The following is a 16,626-nucleotide window of genomic DNA, read 5'->3' on the forward strand; positions in this document are numbered from 1 at the left end:
TTGCGAATGCTTATCACTAGCGCCATGTCCGAAGCGCGACAAGCGCAGGACCCCGGGCCGGCGCATCACGGTGCCGCCCGACCCGGCACACGGCCCGCCCCGAGCCACAGCGGCAGCGAGACCGCCAGCAGGAGCAAGCTCGCCAGCACATAAGGCAGGGCCGGCGCCAGGGCATAGAGCAGCGTGCCGGCCACGGGTCCGACCACCATGCCCAGCCCCTGCGCAGCACCCGCGGCGCCTGCCGCCGCCCCCTGTTCATGCGGCTCGACCGCATTGGCCGTCATGGCGGAGAAGGCGGGGAAAACCCAACCCATCCCAAGCGCCGCCACGAAATAACTGGCGGCGAGCATCCGGCCGCCATCCACCAGCACGACGCTGCCAAAACCCAGCGCCGCCACCAGCGTGCCGTAACGGATCATCCGTTCCGGCGCGATCCGCAGCCGCGTCGCAGCGCCTTGCGAGAGCACCAGGGCGACGCCGACCAGCATCAGCGCCGTGCCCGCCGCCTGGGCCGCGGCCTCGGGCGGCAGGCCAAGGCGGTCCATCGCGAAGAAGCCGATGCTGACCTGGGCAATCGCGACACTGAACATGGCCGCGAAACCGATGGACAGCGGGCGGCGCAGACGCGGATCGGAAAGTGTCAGCCGCCGCCGCGCGGGGCTCGGCCGCGGCGGCGTCGGCGGCACCCGCCACCACAGGGCGAGGCAGGCGAGCAGAGGCAGCACGGCGGTCGCGAGCAGCGGCACACCCAACCCATACGGCACCAGCGCCGCGGCCAGCGCCGGCCCCGCGACCAGCCCCGCCGCGCTGCCGGTGCCAAGCTGCGCCATGGCCTGGGCGCGGCGCGCCGGCGCCACCCGATCGGCGATCATCGCCATGCCGGCGGCCGGAATCGCGGCATAGGCGCCGCCCACAAGGCCGCGCAGCAGCACCAGGCCGAGAAAGGCCAGCATCGCCGGCATCTGCCAGCGCAGCAGCGCATCGACGAAAAGGCAGAGTGCCCAAAAGGCCAAGGTAAAGCCCACAGCACCGGTCAGCAGGATGGCGCGGCGCCCGTACCGGTCGCTCGCCGCCCCCCAGGGCCGCGCCGACAGCATCCACATCACCCCGGAGGCCGTGACAGCCAGCCCAGCCTGCCAGGGTTGCAACCCGGCGACCCGGGCGACCGGGCCGACCAGCGCCACGAAGGCCATCATCGCCAGGCTGCCCGAGAAGACCGCCGCCATCAGCGTGAACAGCACGGGATCGCGCGGGGCCGGGGTGGCCTCGCCCATCGGTTCGGCCATCACTCCACCGTCACATTGGCGGCGCGCATCAGCGGCGCCCAGCGCGCCCGCTCCTCCGCCAACATCCGGGCGAAGGCGGCGGGGTCCGTCACCGCGGGCTCGGTCACCTGCTGTTGAAGGCGTGCGACGATCTCGGGCTCCGCGAGCGCGGTGGCGGCCGCGTGATGCAGCCTGTCGATGACCGACGCCGGCGTTCCCGCCGGGGCGACAAGGCCGAACCAGGATCGCAGATCATAGCCCGGTACCGCCTCCGCCATGGCCGGCACGCCGGGCAGCAGGACAGAGCGTTCATTCTGCGCGACGCCGAGGATGCGGATGCGCCCCGCGCGCGCCAGGGGCACCAGCACCGGCGCGGTACCGATGGTGGCATCGAGCTTGCCCGACAGGAAATCCGCCATCATCGGCCCACCGCCGCCATAGGGCACCTCGAGCACGTCGATCCCGGTCAGCGAACGCAGCAGGGCGATGCCCACGTGGCTGCCGGAGCCGACGCCGGAATGGGAGACGTTGAGCGCGCCGGGCGCGGCCTTCGCGGCCGCGATGACATCCGCCGTGGTCTGCCAGGGTCGCGCCGCCGGCACGGCCAGCACGTCCAGCACCACGCCCAGTTGCGCGACAGGGGCGAAACTGCGCGCCGGATCGAAGGGCAGATGCCGGTAGATCGCGGGGTTCACGGTCAGCGGCCCGGGTGTCGCGAGCATCAGTGTGTGGCCGTCGGCGGTCGCATTCGCCAGCACCTCGGCGGCGATGTTGCCACCGGCGCCGGCCCGGTTCTCCACCACCACCGGCTGGCCGAGCCGGGCGGCCAGGGCGGGTGCGACCAGCCGCGCGACGATGTCGATCGCCCCGCCCGGGGCGAAGCCGACCAGCAGCCGGATCGGGCGGTTCGGCCAAGCGGGCTGGGCCTGTGCCGTGCTGGCCAGGGCCGGCAGGGCCAGCAGCGTGCGGCGGGGCAGTGTCATGCGGCGTCCCCAAGCGCATGGGCGACAAGGCTGACCCAATACGCCGCGCCGATGGTCAGCAGACCGTCATTGAAGTCGAAGCGCGGCGTGTGGACGTGGTGGAAGGTGCCATCCGGCGCCAGGCCGTTCCCCGCGAGGATGAAGGCGCCGGGGCGTTTCTGCAGCATGTAGGCGAAATCCTCGCCGGCGGTGATCGGCGGGTAGTCGGCATCGACCGCCTCGGCCCCGACCAGCGCGGTGGCGGCCCGGGCGGCCAGCGCCACGTCCGCCGCCGTGTTCACCAAGGCCGGATAATCGTGGCGGTAGGTGATCTCCGCCATGCAGCCATGGGCCAGGGCCGCGGCCGAAGCCAGATCACGCAGGCGGCGTTCCATCACCTCCCGCACGGCGGGCAGGAAGGAGCGGCCGGTGCCGGACAGCACCACCTCGGCCGGGATGACATTCGGCGCCCGCACATCGCCGCCGGCGACGTGGCCGACGCTGAGCACCGCGGTCTGGCCGGGCGGGATGTTGCGGCCGATCACGCTTTGCAGCGTGCCCACGAACTGCGCCATGGCCTGGGTCGCGTCGGTCGCACGATGGGGCATCGCGCCATGGCCGCCGCTGCCGCGGAAGGCGACCGACCAGGTATCCACATTGGCGAGCATCGGCCCAACCCGCAGCCCGAACCGGCCCAGCGCCAGTCCAGGTTCGTTGTGCATGCCGAAGACGGCATCGGTGGGGAAGCGGTCGAACAGCCCCTCCTCGACCATCAGCCGCCCGCCGCCGAGCCCTTCCTCGGCGGGCTGGAAGATGAAGTGAACGGTGCCTTCGAAATCCGGGTCTTCCGCCAGGTGCCGCGCCGCACCCAGCAGCATCGTCGTGTGCCCGTCATGCCCGCAGGCATGCATCACCCCCGGCGTGGCGGAGGCATAGGCGACGCCGGTCGCCTCCTGGATCGGCAGGGCATCCATGTCGGCGCGCAGCGCGATGGACCGCGCGCCCCCGCGCCGCCCCCGCAGCGTGGCCACCACGCCCGTCCGGGCGATGCCTTCCGCAACCTCAAGCCCCCAGCCGCGCAACGCCTGCGCCGCCACCCCAGCCGTGCGGCTTTCCTGGAAGCCGAGTTCGGGATGGCGGTGAAGATCGTGGCGGATCGCGATCAGCTCCGCCTCATGCCGGCGGATCGTGGGAAGCAGATGGGGGGACACGGCGATCTCGCTGGCTCGATTGCGAATGATTGCTACTTGCAGTCCCTGTGCAGGGCAAGCAGAACGGCGCATCGATCCGTGGCCGCGCCAGGCGCGTGGATCACAGGGTGAACGATGTCTGACGCCTACAGCATTCCGCCGGATATCGTCTGCCTCGCCGATTATGCGCGCCATGCGCGCGCCCGGCTGCCCGAGGCCGCCTGGGCCTATATTTCCGGCGGGGCGGCGGATGAGATCACGCTGCAACAGAACCGGGAGGCCTATGACGCGATCCGGCTCACGGGGCGCGTGCTGGGGGATCTCGGCGGCGGCGGCACGCAACTCGATCTGTTCGGGGACACTTACGACCATCCGATCCTGCTGGCTCCGGTCGCCCATCACAGGCTCGCCTGCCCGGCGGCCGAGATCGCAACGGCGGTTGGCGCGGTAGGCGCGCGCGCGGGATTCGTGGTCAGCACGGAATCCGATACGGCCATCGAGGAGATAGCGGCCGCAGCGACACGCGGGCGATTCTGGTTCCAACTCTACATCCAGCAGGACCGGGCCTTCACCCATGCCCTGGTCGAACGCGCCGCGCGTGCCGGGGCGAAAGCCATCGTCGTCACGGTCGATGCGCCCGTCAGCGGCATGCGCGACCGCGAACGCAGGGCCGGCGTCACGCCCGCCATGCTGGGCGAACCTGTCCATCTGCGCGGCGCGCGGGCGGGGACGATTCCGCGGGCGGGCCTGGGTGAAAGCCTGATCTTCAACGGCTTCATCGACCGCGCCGCGACCTGGGCCGATGTCGCCCGCCTGCGCGCCGCGACGCGGCTGCCGCTGCTGATCAAGGGGATCATGGCGCCGGAGGATGCCGACCGCGCGGTGCGTGAGGGCGCGGACGGCATCATCGTCTCCAATCACGGCGGGCGGGTGCTCGATACGCTGCCACCGACGATCGAAGCGCTTCCGGTCATCGCCGCGGCCGTCGGGGGTCGCGTGCCCGTGCTGGTCGATGGGGGCGTCAGGCGTGGGACGGATGTGCTGAAGGCCCTCGCCCGCGGCGCGAGCGCGGTGCTGATCGGCCGCCCCTATGTCCATGCGCTCGCCGTGGCGGGGCCTGCCGGCGTGGCCCACGCCGTGCAGATGCTGCGGGTCGAGTTCGAGGTCGCCATGGCGCTGACCGGCTGCCGCAGCTTGCGCGACATCGGCCCCCGGGTGCTGTGGGAATCGATCAACGCCGCACCGATGCCCCCTGCCCCGCCCCCTGGCAGAGGCCCGGCCGGATAGCGCGCGTTCGGCGTACCTTGGCCCATCAGTCCTGACGGCCAGACCCCGAAAGCCTGGCCGCGCTCTGTTGCACTCAAGTCACAGGCGTTGCGAAGCGGTTACCGGCCGGGCGGGAAAAGCCGCCGGCCTAGTTGATAATCACTCGCATTCGCAGCAACCTGCGCGCATCGCGCCGAATCAGAAAGGCGCCGTCTCACAGGAGTTACTTTTGATGACCATGGCCTCTTCCTTGCGGACAGCGGTGTGTTCGTCGGTGTTCAGCGGAAGCCTCGCAGCCGGCATGGTCTTCGTGGCCGTCGCACCGGCGAATGCCCAGACCACCCCGCCGGCCCAGACGCCCGGCAGCGTGGCCCTGCCGCAGATCAGCGTCGAAGGCGCGCGGCCGGAGAACACGTTGGAAGGCACCACCGGTCTCGGGCGTCTTCCCGGCCGGATCATGGATATCCCGCAGACCATCCAGGTCATCCCGCAGGAGATCTTGCAGCAGCAGAACGTGACGACCTTGGAGCAGGCGCTGCGCAACGTGCCGGGCGTCACCTCCTCGGCGGGTGAAGGCAATGGCGGCGTCTCCGGCGACCAGCTTCGCATTCGCGGTTTCAACGCGCAGAATGACCTTTATCTCGATGGCCTGCGCGATTTCGGCTCCTACCGCCGCGACGCCTTCACCTTTGAAGAAGTGCAGGCGCTGCTCGGCCCCTCGGGCGTGACCTTCGGTTCCGGCTCGGCGGGCGGCGTGATCAACGTCAACAGCCGGGTGCCGCATCTGGGCAACTCGCTCAATGCCAACGTGACCGGCGGCCTCTACGGCATGGTGCGTGGCACCGCCGATGCCAATTACCAGATGAGCCCGACCTCCGCCTTCCGCCTCAACATCATGGGGCAATCGTCCACCATTCCCGGCCGGGACCTGCCCTCCGGTGAGCGTTGGGGTTTCGCGCCGTCGCTGGCCTTCGGCCTCGGCACCGACACGACGCTGACGATGGAATACCTGTACTACCGTTACGATGAGGCGGCCGACGGTGGCGTGCCGCTCGTCGCGCGGCCCGGCACCACGATCGCCCATCCGGTGACGGAAAACGGCGTCGGCCGGGCCACCTGGTACGGCACGCAGGGCGATCGCGACAAGTCGACCGTCAACCGCTTCACGGCGCGCGTGCAGCACCGCGCCAATGACTGGCTGACCGTCTACAACGACAGCCGCGTCGGCATTCAGGAACGCTTCTTCAGCTACTCCATCCCGTCCTGCGACGCGACCTGCACCACCCGCTTCTTCAACGGCGGTGGCATTCCGCAATACGCCTTCAGCGGCGCGGGCTCGCCCTATACCTCGCAGACCTGGGGCGCGCAGAACATCACCACGGCCACGGCGCGCTTCTTCACCGGGTCGCTGCGGCATGAAGCCACCTTTGGCCTCGACCTCTGGTACGAAGATTTTGAGCGTAACGGCTATACCTACGGCGCCGACCGGACCAACTACCGTGGCAACCTCTTCAGCCCGGACAACAGCCTGAACTTCGCCTACACCCCCAGCACCGCCGCGACAGCGACCCGGGCCTCGCAGACGACGCAGGCGGCCCTTTTCGCCAGCGACCGCGTCTGGGTCACTCCGGAGATCTCGGCCATTGGCGGGTTGCGCTGGACCAGGCAGCAGAGCGACTACCAGGCCTACGGTGGAACCAACCCGACCTCGACGTTGAATGCCGACAACGCCTTCCTCGACCCGCGGGCGGCGTTGATCTGGGAGCCGACGGCGAACCAGACGCTGTATTTCTCCTACGCGCAGTCGACCTTCGCGCCGGGCTCCAACTGGTCCACCCAGCCTGGTCAGGCAAGCGTGGCGAGCACGCAGCTGGAACCCGAGCAGAACCAGATCTTCGAAGTCGGTGGGCGGGCAAACATCCTTGAAGGGCGCCTCGGCCTGAGCGCGTCCGTCTACCAGATCGAGAAGAACAACGCGACGGAGACTGATCCTGTCACGGGCACGACCTTCTCCTCGGGCGACGTGCAGCGGATCCGCGGCATCGACCTCGGCGTGACCGGCCGGATCACTCCGGCCTGGCTGATGAATGCGCGCTACAGCTACATGGACAGCGAAACCACAAGTTCGCTGACCCCGGCCAACGTTGGCCAGCGGGTGGCACTGGTGCCCGACAATGCTGTCTCCCTCTGGACCAGCTACGACTTCAACCAGGGCCAGCCGTGGAACCTGCAGGTCGGCGGCGGCGTTGTCGCCAGCAGCTCGATCTACACGAACGCTTCGAATACGCAGGAAGTGCCCTATACCTTCTCGCTCGACGGGTTCATCTCGCACAACATCAACGACAACCTTCAGGTTCGGATGAACGGCTACAACCTGACCGACAATCGCAACTACACCTCGGTCTTCAACAACCGCGCCGTGATGGGCGCGGGGCGTGCGGTCACGATGACACTCGCGACCAGCTTCTGACGCGTCCTGCCCGCATGGCCCCGTGAAGGGGCCGCAGGGGCCGTTCGGACAGCGCTGTCCGAACGGCCCCTTTTTCGTTGCCGCCTGGCTTGCGGCCAGTCCATGACGACGCAGCCGAAGGAGAACTGCCTTGCTGATACACATCCCCAACGTCCTGACCGCGGAGGACGTCGCCCTGTGCCGCCAGAAACTGGACGCGGCGGAATGGGTGGACGGGCGTGCCACGGCCGGCGACCAGTCGGCCAAGGTGAAGCACAACCTCCAGGTGCCGGAGGATTCGCCGACGGCGCGCGAACTTGGCGACATGGTCCTGCGCGGGCTGGCGCGTAGCCCGCTATTCTCCTCGGCGACGCTGCCGCTGCGCGTCTATCCGCCGATGTTCAACCGCTACGACGTCGGCATGACCTTCAACACGCATGTGGACAATGCCATCCGCAGCGTCTCCGGCACGCGCATGCGAACCGACGTGTCATCGACACTCTTCCTCAGCGCGCCCGAGGAATATGATGGCGGCGAGCTGGTGATCGAGGACACCTACGGCGCCCAGGCGGTGAAGCTGCCGGCCGGCGACATGATCGTCTATCCCTCGACCAGCCTGCACCGCGTCAACCCGGTCACGCGCGGCAGCCGCTGGGGGTCCTTCTTCTGGACCCAGTCGATGATCGACGACGACCGCCAGCGCCGGCTGTTGTTCGAGATGGACATGGCCATCATCCAGGCGCGCATGGTGCTGCCCGACGATCATGTCAGCGTGCTGGGACTGACCTCGTGCTACCACAACCTCATGCGCATGTGGTGCAAGATGTGACCTACAGCGGGCGCGGCCTGTCGCTGATCCGATCGATCAGCAGGGTGCGGCGGCCCTGGGAACAGGGTTCGATCCGCGCCTCCACGCCATAGACCTCGTCGAGCATGTCTGGCGTCAGCACGGTCTCGGATGGGCCGAAGCCCTGCGCCTGCCCGTGGTTCATCACCAGCAGGCAATCCGCCCAGCGCGCCGCCAGCGCGAGGTCATGCAGCACGACGATGACCGTCCGTCCCTCCCGCGCCAACTCGCTCAGCAGGCCCATGACCTCCAACTGGCGGCGCAGGTCCAGGGCACTGGTCGGCTCGTCCAGCAGCAGCAGTGGCGGATCGCGGATGATCGCCTGGGCCAGCGCCACCATCTGGCGCTGGCCGCCCGACAGCGACTGCAACGACACCATGCCGAGATCGCCAAGGCCTAACCGGTCCAGCACCTGCCCCACCCGGTCGAGCAGCGCGGCCTCGCTGCCCCAGCTCGCGCCATCCGGCAGCGCGCGCCAGGCGCCGAGCAATGCCTCGATCACCGACAGCCCGGTGTCCTGCGGCAGGGCCTGGGGCATGAAGGCCAGGTGATGCGCGCGCTCCCGCGCCGGCATGCCGATCAACTCGCGATCGCCGAAACGGATGGAGCCCTTCGCGCGCAACAACCCGGCGATGGCGCGCAGCAAGGTGGACTTGCCCGCGGCATTCGGCCCAACCAGGGCGGTGACACAGCCTTGCGGAATGGGGCCGCAGGACAGGCCGCGCAGGACCGGACGCCCGGCATAGCCGGCTGTCACGCCCGACAGCAGCAGGTCGCTCATCCGCGCCTCCGCCCGCCGAGGATGAGCATCATGAAGACCGGCAGCCCGACCAGCGCCGTGACGATGCCAAGCGGCAGCACCGCGCCGCGCACCAGCATCTCGCTCGCGGTCGCGGCGAGCGACATGATCGCGGCCCCGCAGAGCAGGCTGCCCGGCAGCAGGAAGCGGTGGTCCTCCCCCAGCAGCAGCCGCGCGACATGCGGCGCGACCAGGCCGATGAAGCCGATCACGCCGACCATGGCGACGGCGGCCGCCGCCAGCAGGCTGATGCGGAGCAAGGACGCGAAGCGCAGCGCCCCGACATCGACGCCAAGGCCGCGCGCGCGTTCCTCGCCCAGCCGCAGCACCGTCATCCGCCAGGCAGCGCGCCAGGAGAACGGCAGCACCACCACCAGCACCAGCGCGACCAGCGCGATGCCGTCCCATTGCGTGCGGCCCAGGCTGCCGAGCGTCCAGAACACCAGTTGCTGCAACGCATCCTGGCTGGCGACGAATTGGATCAGCGCCACGATGGCGTTGAAGGTGAAGACCAGCGCGATGCCGAGCAGCACCAGTGTCTCCACCCCCGCGCCGCGCCAGCGGATCACCAGTTGCAGCAGCGCGACCGAGGCGAAGGCGAAGAGAAACGCGTTGCCCGACACCGCCCAGCGCGCCGGCAGGCCCGGGATGGACAGGCCAAGCACGATGGCCAGCGCCGCACCGCAAGCCGCGGCCGAGGAGATGCCGAGGGTGAAGGGGCTGGCCAGCGGGTTGTTCAGGATGGTCTGCATCTCCGCCCCCGCCGCGGCCAGCGCCATGCCCACCAGCACCGCCATCACCGATGGCGGCAGCCGCGCCTGCCAGACCACGGTCCGGGCCAGGGGGCTGGCCGAGGACGGGTCGAACAGCGCGCGCAGCGCCTCCGACGCCGGCAGCAGCGACGGGCCGACCGCGATATCGACGAGGAAGGCCGCGACGGCGACGACGCCGAGCAAGCCCAGCAGCAGGCGTCGCCGGCGCAGGCTGGCGCGATAGGCGGTGATCGCCGATGCGGAACCGGCGGAGAGGACCGCGCTCACCGCAGATCGACCCAGTAGGTGCCCTGCATCTTGATGGAGAGGAAGCGGTCGTTGAGTTCGGCCAGCGATGCATCCGGCGCGATCCCGCGCATCCGGTCGGGGTGCAGCCAGCGGGCCAGGGCCTCGATGGCCAGGTAATGCGCCGGCGTATCGTTAAAGCCATGCCACAGCCCATGGGCGCGGCCCGCACGCACCGCCGACAGCCCGGCCAGCCCCTGCGACTGCACCACCCGGGCCAGGCTCTCCCGCGCCTCCTGCGCGGTCGCACCGGTGCCCAGGGTGACGCCGCCGCGCGCGCCGCCGAAGGGCCCGCCCGTTGCGACATACACATAGGGGTCGGTCGAGAGCACGAATTCCAGGCTGAGCTGGCCCATCTGCGCCGACAGGATGTCGGTCGCGATATTGCGCCCGCCCGCCGCGATGATCATGCCGTTGAAGATGCCAGTCCCGGCCGAGAAGCAGCAGGCGGTGCCGCCGGCATGCGCCTGCACCAGGATGGGCGGCTTCGGCTCCGCACCGGCCATGCGCGTGGCGACGTCATCCATCCTGCGGCGGTAATAGGCGTTGAAGGCGGACGCCTGCGCCTCGCGCCCGATCAGCGCACCCAGCACGGTCAGGCTGCGTTCGGACTCGCCCAGCGGGTCGGCGAAAAAGTCGATCACGGCGCTGGGGATACCCGCCGCATCCAGCCGCCGCGCCAGCCCGCCATCGGGACCGCCCGCGGTGAAACGGCTGAGCAGCACCAAGTCGGGCTGCAAGGTCAGGATGCTCTCGAAGGAGATGGTATCCACCGGGCCGCGCCCGATCACGGGGATCTGGTCCACCGACGGCGTCTGCGCGCGCAACTGCGCGTATTCCGGCGCATTGGCCTGACGCAGGTCCGACGACCAGCCGACGATCAGGCTCAGCGGGTCGGGGTGGATCAGCGCGAGCACGGGCAGGTGGCGGCCCTGGGTCAGCACGATGCGACGCGCGGGGCGCGGCAGCCGGACCGCGCGGCCCATCAGGTCAGTCACCGCGACCGCACCCTGCGCCTGCGCGAGGACGGGTGTCGCGAGCGGCGCGAGCAGCAGGGCGCGGCGCTTCAGCATCAAGGCATCCCCCGCGCGGCATCGCGATCATTGTCGTGCCGGTCGTGGCGTTCAGTCTCGGTCATGCCTCGTTTCCAATAGCGGATAGCAAGATGATGGCGGCACGTTCCCTGCCCTGCGCGCGGACGCGCCAGGTCCAGGGGGCCATGTCCGCGGACCAGGCGATCATGCCGATGTCCATGTCACGGGGCCGCCGGCAGCGCGAAGCGCAGCGCCGGACCAAGGGCGGCGTGGACGGCCGAGCCGTGGTTCTCGCCAGGGAAAATCCGGAACACATCCGCCGGCAGCCGGTCGGCAAAGGCGCGGGCATTGGTGATCAGGCCATGGGCGCGGCGGCGGGCGGCGTGGGCATCCTCGCCGGGGGTTTCGGGCGGTTCCTCCTCCCCGCCCACCGCGATCATCACGCGCGCGCGTTCGGCGGGCAGCGAGGTGCCGCGCGCGTCGAGCGCGCGCAGCACCGCCCCACCGTTCCACCACAGCGACGGGCTGACGGCGACGATCCGCGCGAAGGCGTGCGGCCGCGCCAACAGCATGTGCAGCGCGCACAGCCCGCCCAGGGAATGGCCGAAGAGGGCCTGGCGCGCCGGATCGACCGCCGCGAGTCCGGCAACCAGCGGCTTCACCTGGGACTCGAGCATGTCCAGAAAGGCGTCGGCCCCGCCCGTCGGCGTCCATTCCCCGCCATCGGGGCGTTCCCCGAGCGTGGCGGGATCGGCGGGCGGCGTGTAGTCCAGCGTCCGTCGCAGCCGGTCGAAGGGACCATCGACGGCATAGCCTATGCCGACGATGATCCCGGGCGCGACCCCGGTCGCGCTGCCGCGTGCGCCCTGGATGCGCATCGCCTCGACCATGCTGGCGAAGACGGCATTGCCGTCGAGGTGATACAGCACCGGAAATCCCGCCACGGGCGGCGGGCTTTCCGGCACGGCGATCATGATGCGGTAGACACCGCCATTGCCGCCCGAAATGTCGAAGCAACGCGCCCCTGGGACGACGACGCGCGCCGCTGCACCGATCATGGCTGTGTCGCCGCCAGCAGCACGCGGACATGGCCAGGCGGAATGCCAACCTCGACAAAGGCCGCGCTGCCGGTCAGGCGAACGCGCAAAGGCGTTCCAGCCTCGGCCGCCTGGCGCATGGCATCGGCGGTGAAGGTCAGCAGCAAGGTCTCGACAAAAAGGCAGCCGCCAACGCCGCCGCATTGGGTATCCCGCGACAGGGCCTGCACCGGGATGCTGTCGCCCTGCCGGGTCGTGGCGCGCGCGAAGTTGGCATAGGCGCGCGCGTTGCTGATCACGACCAGGGCGCGATAGGCGGTCGATGCGTCTGACCTCTGCCGCTCCGCGCCGAAACTGGTCACGATCATCGGCAGGCTGCCCAATGATCCGGTCTGTAGCCGCGGCGAGACCGCGTAGACGATCGTGGGGTTCGATGGATCGTCCTGCACCTGCACCGAAGCAGGTCGCGCCGCGGCAACGCCACGGCCAAGGCTGCGCGCATCCAGGCTCGCCTCCGGCGCCAGGCTCGAGACGGCTTCGGCATTCTGCGCGCCCGGTGGGGCGCAGCCGGCCATGCCGCCCAGCAACATCAGGGCGACAAGGCTGCGCGAGACAGGTTTCATCAGCACCCGGCATATCCTTGGTCGTTGGCGATCGCGTCCTCCATCGCCGCGACGTCAGCGCACCGCGAAGCGGATTGGCACAACGATCTCCAACACGTCCCCCGTCATGCTCTCGGGCATCGGCGGCAGCGGGGATGCGGTGCGAATCATCGCCTCCACCGCCGCGTCCAGGTCCTCGTCGCCAGAGCTGCGCTCCACCTGCCAACGGGCCACATGGCCGTCGCGGCGGATGGAGAAGCGCAGCATCGCGATGCCCTCGGCGCGCCGTCTCCGGGCGGCCGAGGGGTAGTGCTTATGCCGTTCCAGCGCCGCGGCCAGCATCTGCACATAGCCCGGCGGCGGGCGGGACGCCGCGGCGGCCGGGGCAGCCGTCGGCGACGCGTTGGCGACCGGCGGAGGCGCGGCCAGGGCCGCAGTGTCGACCGGGCGCGAATCGGGGCGTACCCGCCGGGGGCGCGCCGGCGGCCGCGCCGCTTGGGCGATCTCCGGCGGCGGGGGCGGCGGCTCCTGCGCGATGATCGGGGCGGGCGCCGGGGCAAGCTCCGCGACCGCTTCGGGTGGCGGCGGCGCCTCGATGGCCGGGGCCTCGACGATCTCGACCGGCGGCGGCTCGGCGCTCTGCACCGCATCGGGCGGCGGCGGCTCGGCCAGGATGGGTTCGGGCTGCAATGCGGGCTCAGGTGGCGCCTCGGCGAGCTGAACCTCCTCCGGCGGGCGGGTCTCGGACGTCTGCTCGGGGGCGGCTGCGGCCGCCACTTCCTCCATGGGTTCGCTGGCGGGGGCCTCGCTTACCTGCTCCGTGGGCTCGGCGACGGTCATGATCGTCGTGGGCAGCGGCGGTGCCTCGGCCCGGCTGTCCGGCAAACCGAACACCAGCGGCACGGCCAGGCCGGCGTGCAGCAGCACGGAGCCCCCCCAGGCGATCAGGCGGCGGTCAGCGGCCATCGTCGCGTCCCATCGTCGCGTCAACGTGCCTGTTGCGCGCGGGCGGCGGGATCAGCCTCCGCGATCAGCGACACGCGCGTGATTCCGGCCTGCGTGACCCGCCCCATCACCCGCAGCACGTCGCCATAGGGGGCGTTGCGGTCGCCGCGCACATAGACCGGTGCCTCGGCATCCGCCGCCGCGAGTTCCCGCAGCCGGGCGGGCAGGTCGTCCATCGGCACCGCGTCGCGGCCGATGAAGACGCCCCCGTCGCGCACGACCGTCAGCACCACGGGCGGCCGGCTGGAGGCGGCGCGCGGTGCGCCGCTGCGCGGCAGTTCCACCGGCACGCCGGTCATCATCATCGGGGCGGCGACCATGAAGATGATCAGCAGCACCAGCATGACGTCGACCAGCGGCGTGACGTTCATGTCCGCCATCGGCAGCACCTCGTCATCCTCGCCGCCGCCGGCCTGCATCGCGCCCATGGCCATCGGCGTTACGCTGCCGAACGCTGGTGGGCGATCTGCGGGCCGCCGCGCCGGGCCAGCGTCGCGCCGATGCCGCCGATCGCCGCGATGCCATCCGCGCGCAGCCGCCCCAGGCGCAGCGCCAGGCGGTTGTACGCCATGACCGCCGGGATCGCCGCGACCAGGCCGATCGCGGTCGCCAGCAGCGCCTCCGCAATGCCCGGCGCCACCACCGCGAGCGAGGTGTCCTGGCTCTGCGCGATGCTGGAGAAGCTGTTCATGATGCCCCAGACCGTGCCGAACAGGCCGACGAAGGGCCCGACGGCGCCGACGGTGGCCAGGAGTTGCAGCCCGTTGTCCGCCCCCCGCAGCCCGCCGGTGAAGGCAGCGCGCATGGCGCGCTCCATGCGGTCGCGGAATTCGCCCCGGCTCTCGGCCTCGTCGCGGCCTTCGGCCCATTCGCGGCCGCCGGCGCGCAATACACGCGCGGCGAGGCCCTCATCCCGGGCATCGCGCGCGCCGGACAGGGCCGCCGGATCGGCGACGGTGAGGCTGCGCACCTCCTGCCCCAGCCGGCGGTACAACAGCGCCTTGTCGATCACCACCGCCCAGCACGCGATGGAGGCCAGCACCAGCAGCGCCATCACCGCCTTCACGATCGGATCGGCCTGCAGGAACAGCCCCATCATGGACAGGTCGTGCGTCATCTCGCCATTGGTCATGCCGCTGTCCCCTGGCTCACTTGTTGAACGTCACGTCGGCGACGCGCGAGGTGGTGGCGATCCGTTCGACGCAGCCGGCGCGCATCGCCGGGTCGGATCCGCAGGCCAACAGGTCGTTCAGCAGCAGCGCACCGATGCCGTCGCAGGCCAGGCCCGGCACGTCGAAGACGCGGGCCATGGTCTTGGCGGCGGGCAGCGGACCGGCCTCCACCGCCAGGCGGCGGTTGACCACGCCATCGCGCCCGAAGAGCACGAGGTCGAGGCGCAATGTCTCGAGCGCCGTCTCCCCCGGGTTGCGTAGCATCAGCCAGGCACGGCAGCCGTTCTGCTGCGGCTCCAACCGGTTCAGTTCCAGCCCGATGGCCGGTGCCTGCTGCGCCGCTGCAGGCAGGGCCGCTGTCGCGAGAACCAGTGCCGCGAGCAGGATGCCCGGGCGGCGGCAAAGAAAGGACGGCAGGGCGAAACGCATCATGTGCTTCCCGGCGTGAGAGTGCCTGACGGCCCAGGCCCCGGCCTGTTCCGACGAGCCGCGGTGGGCGCCTGTCGAGCCGGGCGAAGCGACACGACCGACCCGCGTGCGGGCGGGCCGGCCCGTCGGGTCGTCAGGCACGAATGTGAAGCGCTTTAAGGCAACTGCGACTAAGTCGCAATATATGTGTGTCGATTCTTTTGCGTTGCAGCATCCCGCTCCGCCCAGCCGCCCCGTCGCGCGTCCGGCGTCGCAAAACGCCCCCACCATCTCCGGGTCACCGGCGACGATGTCACGGTGACTCCCTGCCCCCTGACCAATTTCTCCGGCCCCGGCTCCATCTCACGGCCGAAAATCGGGCGCTGCTTCTGGACCTTCGATCGGGATGAGAACCCTACTCGAACGCCACAAAGCCGGCGTCCTTTCAGGGCGGCCCAACCTCTTCGGTGCTGGGGCTCGCCATCGCGCGATGCCGCAGGCGGGAGCCGTCGGGGTTGCGGGTGATGCCCCGCAAGACGTCCAGCGGCACCAGGCGCTCGACCTCCTCCTGCACCATGGCCACGGCCGCCCGGACCAGCGGGGTTACCGGCTTGTTCGCGGGCGTCGCGATGACCAGCAGCGCGCGCATCGACGCGGCGCGGAAAGGTCGCACCTGGAGCCTTCCGTCGCGCACCTCCCGATGCACGGCGCCGAAAGGCAGCACGGTCGGGCCGACCCCGCGTTCGACCAATTGCTTCAGTGCCGCGACGCAATCGACCTCGGTCAGCACGCGGGGGCGGACGCCCTCGGCGGCACAGGCCGCATCGACGACGCGCCGCAACCCATTCTCCGGGCCCGGCAGCACGCAGTCGCGCTGCGCCAATTCGTCCAGGCTCACCGGTTCGGCGCGGGACGGGGTGCCGTCCGGCGCTGGCGGCTCGATCAGGAACAGATCCTCCAGCAACAGCGGCGTCGCGATCAGGCTGGCACTGCTGCGGGCGTCGTAGAGCACGGCAAGGTCCACCCGCGCCGCCTCGGTCCATTCCAGCAGGACGGCGCTGAAGGCCTCGCGGATACGCAGCCGGGCGCGCGGGAAGGCGGCGGCGAAGCGCAGCGCCAGATCGGCCCCCATGCTGGCGGAGAGCGAGGGCGGGATACCCAGCGTCACGCTGCCTGACTCATCCAGCACGCCGGTCGACAACTCCTCCCGCACATCGGCCAATTGCTGCATCACACCCTGCGCCACCGCCTGGAAGCGCTGCCCTGCGTCGGTCAGGGTCACGCCGCGGCCATGGCGGTAGAAGAGTTCCCGGCCCAGCGAGGCCTCGAGCCCGGCGATCTGCCGGCTCAGCGCCGGCTGGCTGACGCCAAGCCGTACCGCGGCGCGCGACAGGCTGCCGGCGGCGGCGGTGGCCAGGAAGTAGCGGATTTCCAGCAGGTCCATGATATTACCATATGGTTATAGCTCTTATCCGCCGGGACACATGGTCGTTCCAGAGCGGATCGCTATCCTGGGCGAATGATTTTCGGCG

The 16,626-nt window shown here is 70.4% G+C and carries 16 protein-coding genes; 3 read left to right on the forward strand and 13 right to left on the reverse strand.

Annotated elements, in window-relative coordinates; all coding sequences use genetic code 11:
* Positions 1–65: 65 nt before the first annotated feature.
* From ACQW02_RS15210 to ACQW02_RS15220, 3 genes are read right to left on the reverse strand one after another with little or no spacing between them, the layout of a single operon-like run.
* Positions 66–1,286 carry an MFS transporter gene (locus ACQW02_RS15210; RefSeq protein WP_431280757.1) on the reverse strand — a complete coding sequence of 407 codons (1,221 nt, stop codon included), beginning with the start codon at positions 1,284–1,286 and terminating at the stop codon, positions 66–68.
* Positions 1,286–2,248, reverse strand: a complete 963-nt coding sequence (locus ACQW02_RS15215) for a Bug family tripartite tricarboxylate transporter substrate binding protein (protein WP_431280758.1) — start codon at positions 2,246–2,248, stop codon at positions 1,286–1,288. The genes ACQW02_RS15210 and ACQW02_RS15215 overlap by 1 nt, the downstream gene beginning before the upstream one ends.
* On the reverse strand, positions 2,245–3,438 hold the full coding sequence (locus ACQW02_RS15220) for a M20 aminoacylase family protein (protein WP_431280759.1): 1,194 nt from the start codon (positions 3,436–3,438) through the stop codon (positions 2,245–2,247). Before ACQW02_RS15220 ends, ACQW02_RS15215 begins: the two co-directional genes overlap by 4 nt.
* Positions 3,439–3,552: 114 nt before the next feature.
* On the opposite strand from ACQW02_RS15220, the gene ACQW02_RS15225 reads away from it, so the two are divergent.
* From ACQW02_RS15225 to ACQW02_RS15235, 3 genes are all read left to right on the forward strand, one after another.
* Positions 3,553–4,704, forward strand: a complete 1,152-nt coding sequence (locus ACQW02_RS15225) for an alpha-hydroxy acid oxidase (RefSeq protein ID WP_431280760.1) — start codon at positions 3,553–3,555, stop codon at positions 4,702–4,704.
* A gap of 346 nt (positions 4,705–5,050) precedes the next feature.
* Positions 5,051–7,153: a TonB-dependent receptor gene (locus ACQW02_RS15230; RefSeq protein WP_431280761.1), complete on the forward strand. Its 2,103-nt coding sequence runs from the start codon at positions 5,051–5,053 to the stop codon at positions 7,151–7,153.
* Positions 7,154–7,283: 130 nt separating this feature from the next.
* A complete protein-coding gene (locus ACQW02_RS15235; protein WP_431280762.1) occupies positions 7,284–7,961 on the forward strand; it encodes a Fe2+-dependent dioxygenase in 678 nt (225 codons plus the stop codon).
* Between the two features lies 1 nt (position 7,962).
* Here the strand turns inward: ACQW02_RS15235 and ACQW02_RS15240 are convergent, their stop codons facing one another.
* The 10 genes from ACQW02_RS15240 to ACQW02_RS15285 all read right to left on the reverse strand — a co-directional run bounded on the left by ACQW02_RS15240 (position 7,963) and on the right by ACQW02_RS15285 (position 16,538).
* Positions 7,963–8,760, reverse strand: coding sequence for an ABC transporter ATP-binding protein (locus ACQW02_RS15240; RefSeq protein ID WP_431280763.1), 798 nt, complete (start codon positions 8,758–8,760; stop codon positions 7,963–7,965).
* Entirely contained in the window at positions 8,757–9,818 is a 1,062-nt protein-coding gene (locus tag ACQW02_RS15245; RefSeq protein ID WP_431280764.1) for a FecCD family ABC transporter permease, read from the reverse strand. Before ACQW02_RS15245 ends, ACQW02_RS15240 begins: the two co-directional genes overlap by 4 nt.
* Positions 9,815–10,909 carry an ABC transporter substrate-binding protein gene (locus ACQW02_RS15250; RefSeq protein ID WP_431280765.1) on the reverse strand — a complete coding sequence of 365 codons (1,095 nt, stop codon included), beginning with the start codon at positions 10,907–10,909 and terminating at the stop codon, positions 9,815–9,817. Before ACQW02_RS15250 ends, ACQW02_RS15245 begins: the two co-directional genes overlap by 4 nt.
* Before the next feature lie 182 nt (positions 10,910–11,091).
* A complete protein-coding gene (locus tag ACQW02_RS15255) occupies positions 11,092–11,928 on the reverse strand; it encodes an alpha/beta hydrolase (protein ID WP_431280766.1) in 837 nt (278 codons plus the stop codon).
* Complete coding sequence (locus ACQW02_RS15260) at positions 11,925–12,536, reverse strand: hypothetical protein (protein WP_431280767.1); 612 nt, start codon at positions 12,534–12,536, stop codon at positions 11,925–11,927. The genes ACQW02_RS15255 and ACQW02_RS15260 overlap by 4 nt, the downstream gene beginning before the upstream one ends.
* A gap of 48 nt (positions 12,537–12,584) precedes the next feature.
* On the reverse strand, positions 12,585–13,475 hold the full coding sequence (locus tag ACQW02_RS15265) for an energy transducer TonB (RefSeq protein ID WP_431280768.1): 891 nt from the start codon (positions 13,473–13,475) through the stop codon (positions 12,585–12,587).
* A 20-nt stretch (positions 13,476–13,495) separates the two neighbouring features.
* Complete coding sequence (locus tag ACQW02_RS15270; RefSeq protein ID WP_431280769.1) at positions 13,496–13,948, reverse strand: ExbD/TolR family protein; 453 nt, start codon at positions 13,946–13,948, stop codon at positions 13,496–13,498.
* A 5-nt stretch (positions 13,949–13,953) separates the two neighbouring features.
* The gene (locus ACQW02_RS15275; protein ID WP_431280770.1) at positions 13,954–14,646 is read right to left on the reverse strand and encodes a MotA/TolQ/ExbB proton channel family protein; all 693 of its coding nucleotides are present in this window, start codon (positions 14,644–14,646) and stop codon (positions 13,954–13,956) included.
* 16 nt (positions 14,647–14,662) lie between these two features.
* Positions 14,663–15,118, reverse strand: coding sequence for a Tat pathway signal protein (locus ACQW02_RS15280; protein WP_431280771.1), 456 nt, complete (start codon positions 15,116–15,118; stop codon positions 14,663–14,665).
* 421 nt (positions 15,119–15,539) lie between these two features.
* A complete protein-coding gene (locus ACQW02_RS15285) occupies positions 15,540–16,538 on the reverse strand; it encodes a LysR family transcriptional regulator (protein WP_431280772.1) in 999 nt (332 codons plus the stop codon).
* Positions 16,539–16,626: the final 88 nt, after the last annotated feature.

Source organism: Humitalea sp. 24SJ18S-53 (genome assembly GCF_050632385.1).
In the GTDB taxonomy this organism is placed as follows: domain Bacteria; phylum Pseudomonadota; class Alphaproteobacteria; order Acetobacterales; family Acetobacteraceae; genus Humitalea.

Coding starts and splice junctions, on each gene's coding strand:
- ACQW02_RS15240 (WP_431280763.1), bottom strand. CDS start 8,760: ATGAGCGACCTGCTGCTGTCGGGCGTGACAGCCGGCTATGCCGGGCGT.
- ACQW02_RS15280 (WP_431280771.1), bottom strand. CDS start 15,118: ATGATGCGTTTCGCCCTGCCGTCCTTTCTTTGCCGCCGCCCGGGCATC.
- ACQW02_RS15215 (WP_431280758.1), bottom strand. CDS start 2,248: ATGACACTGCCCCGCCGCACGCTGCTGGCCCTGCCGGCCCTGGCCAGC.
- ACQW02_RS15250 (WP_431280765.1), bottom strand. CDS start 10,909: ATGCTGAAGCGCCGCGCCCTGCTGCTCGCGCCGCTCGCGACACCCGTC.
- ACQW02_RS15275 (WP_431280770.1), bottom strand. CDS start 14,646: ATGACCAATGGCGAGATGACGCACGACCTGTCCATGATGGGGCTGTTC.
- ACQW02_RS15265 (WP_431280768.1), bottom strand. CDS start 13,475: ATGGCCGCTGACCGCCGCCTGATCGCCTGGGGGGGCTCCGTGCTGCTG.
- ACQW02_RS15270 (WP_431280769.1), bottom strand. CDS start 13,948: ATGGCCATGGGCGCGATGCAGGCCGGCGGCGGCGAGGATGACGAGGTG.
- ACQW02_RS15285 (WP_431280772.1), bottom strand. CDS start 16,538: ATGGACCTGCTGGAAATCCGCTACTTCCTGGCCACCGCCGCCGCCGGC.
- ACQW02_RS15225 (WP_431280760.1), top strand. CDS start 3,553: ATGTCTGACGCCTACAGCATTCCGCCGGATATCGTCTGCCTCGCCGAT.
- ACQW02_RS15210 (WP_431280757.1), bottom strand. CDS start 1,286: ATGGCCGAACCGATGGGCGAGGCCACCCCGGCCCCGCGCGATCCCGTG.
- ACQW02_RS15255 (WP_431280766.1), bottom strand. CDS start 11,928: ATGATCGGTGCAGCGGCGCGCGTCGTCGTCCCAGGGGCGCGTTGCTTC.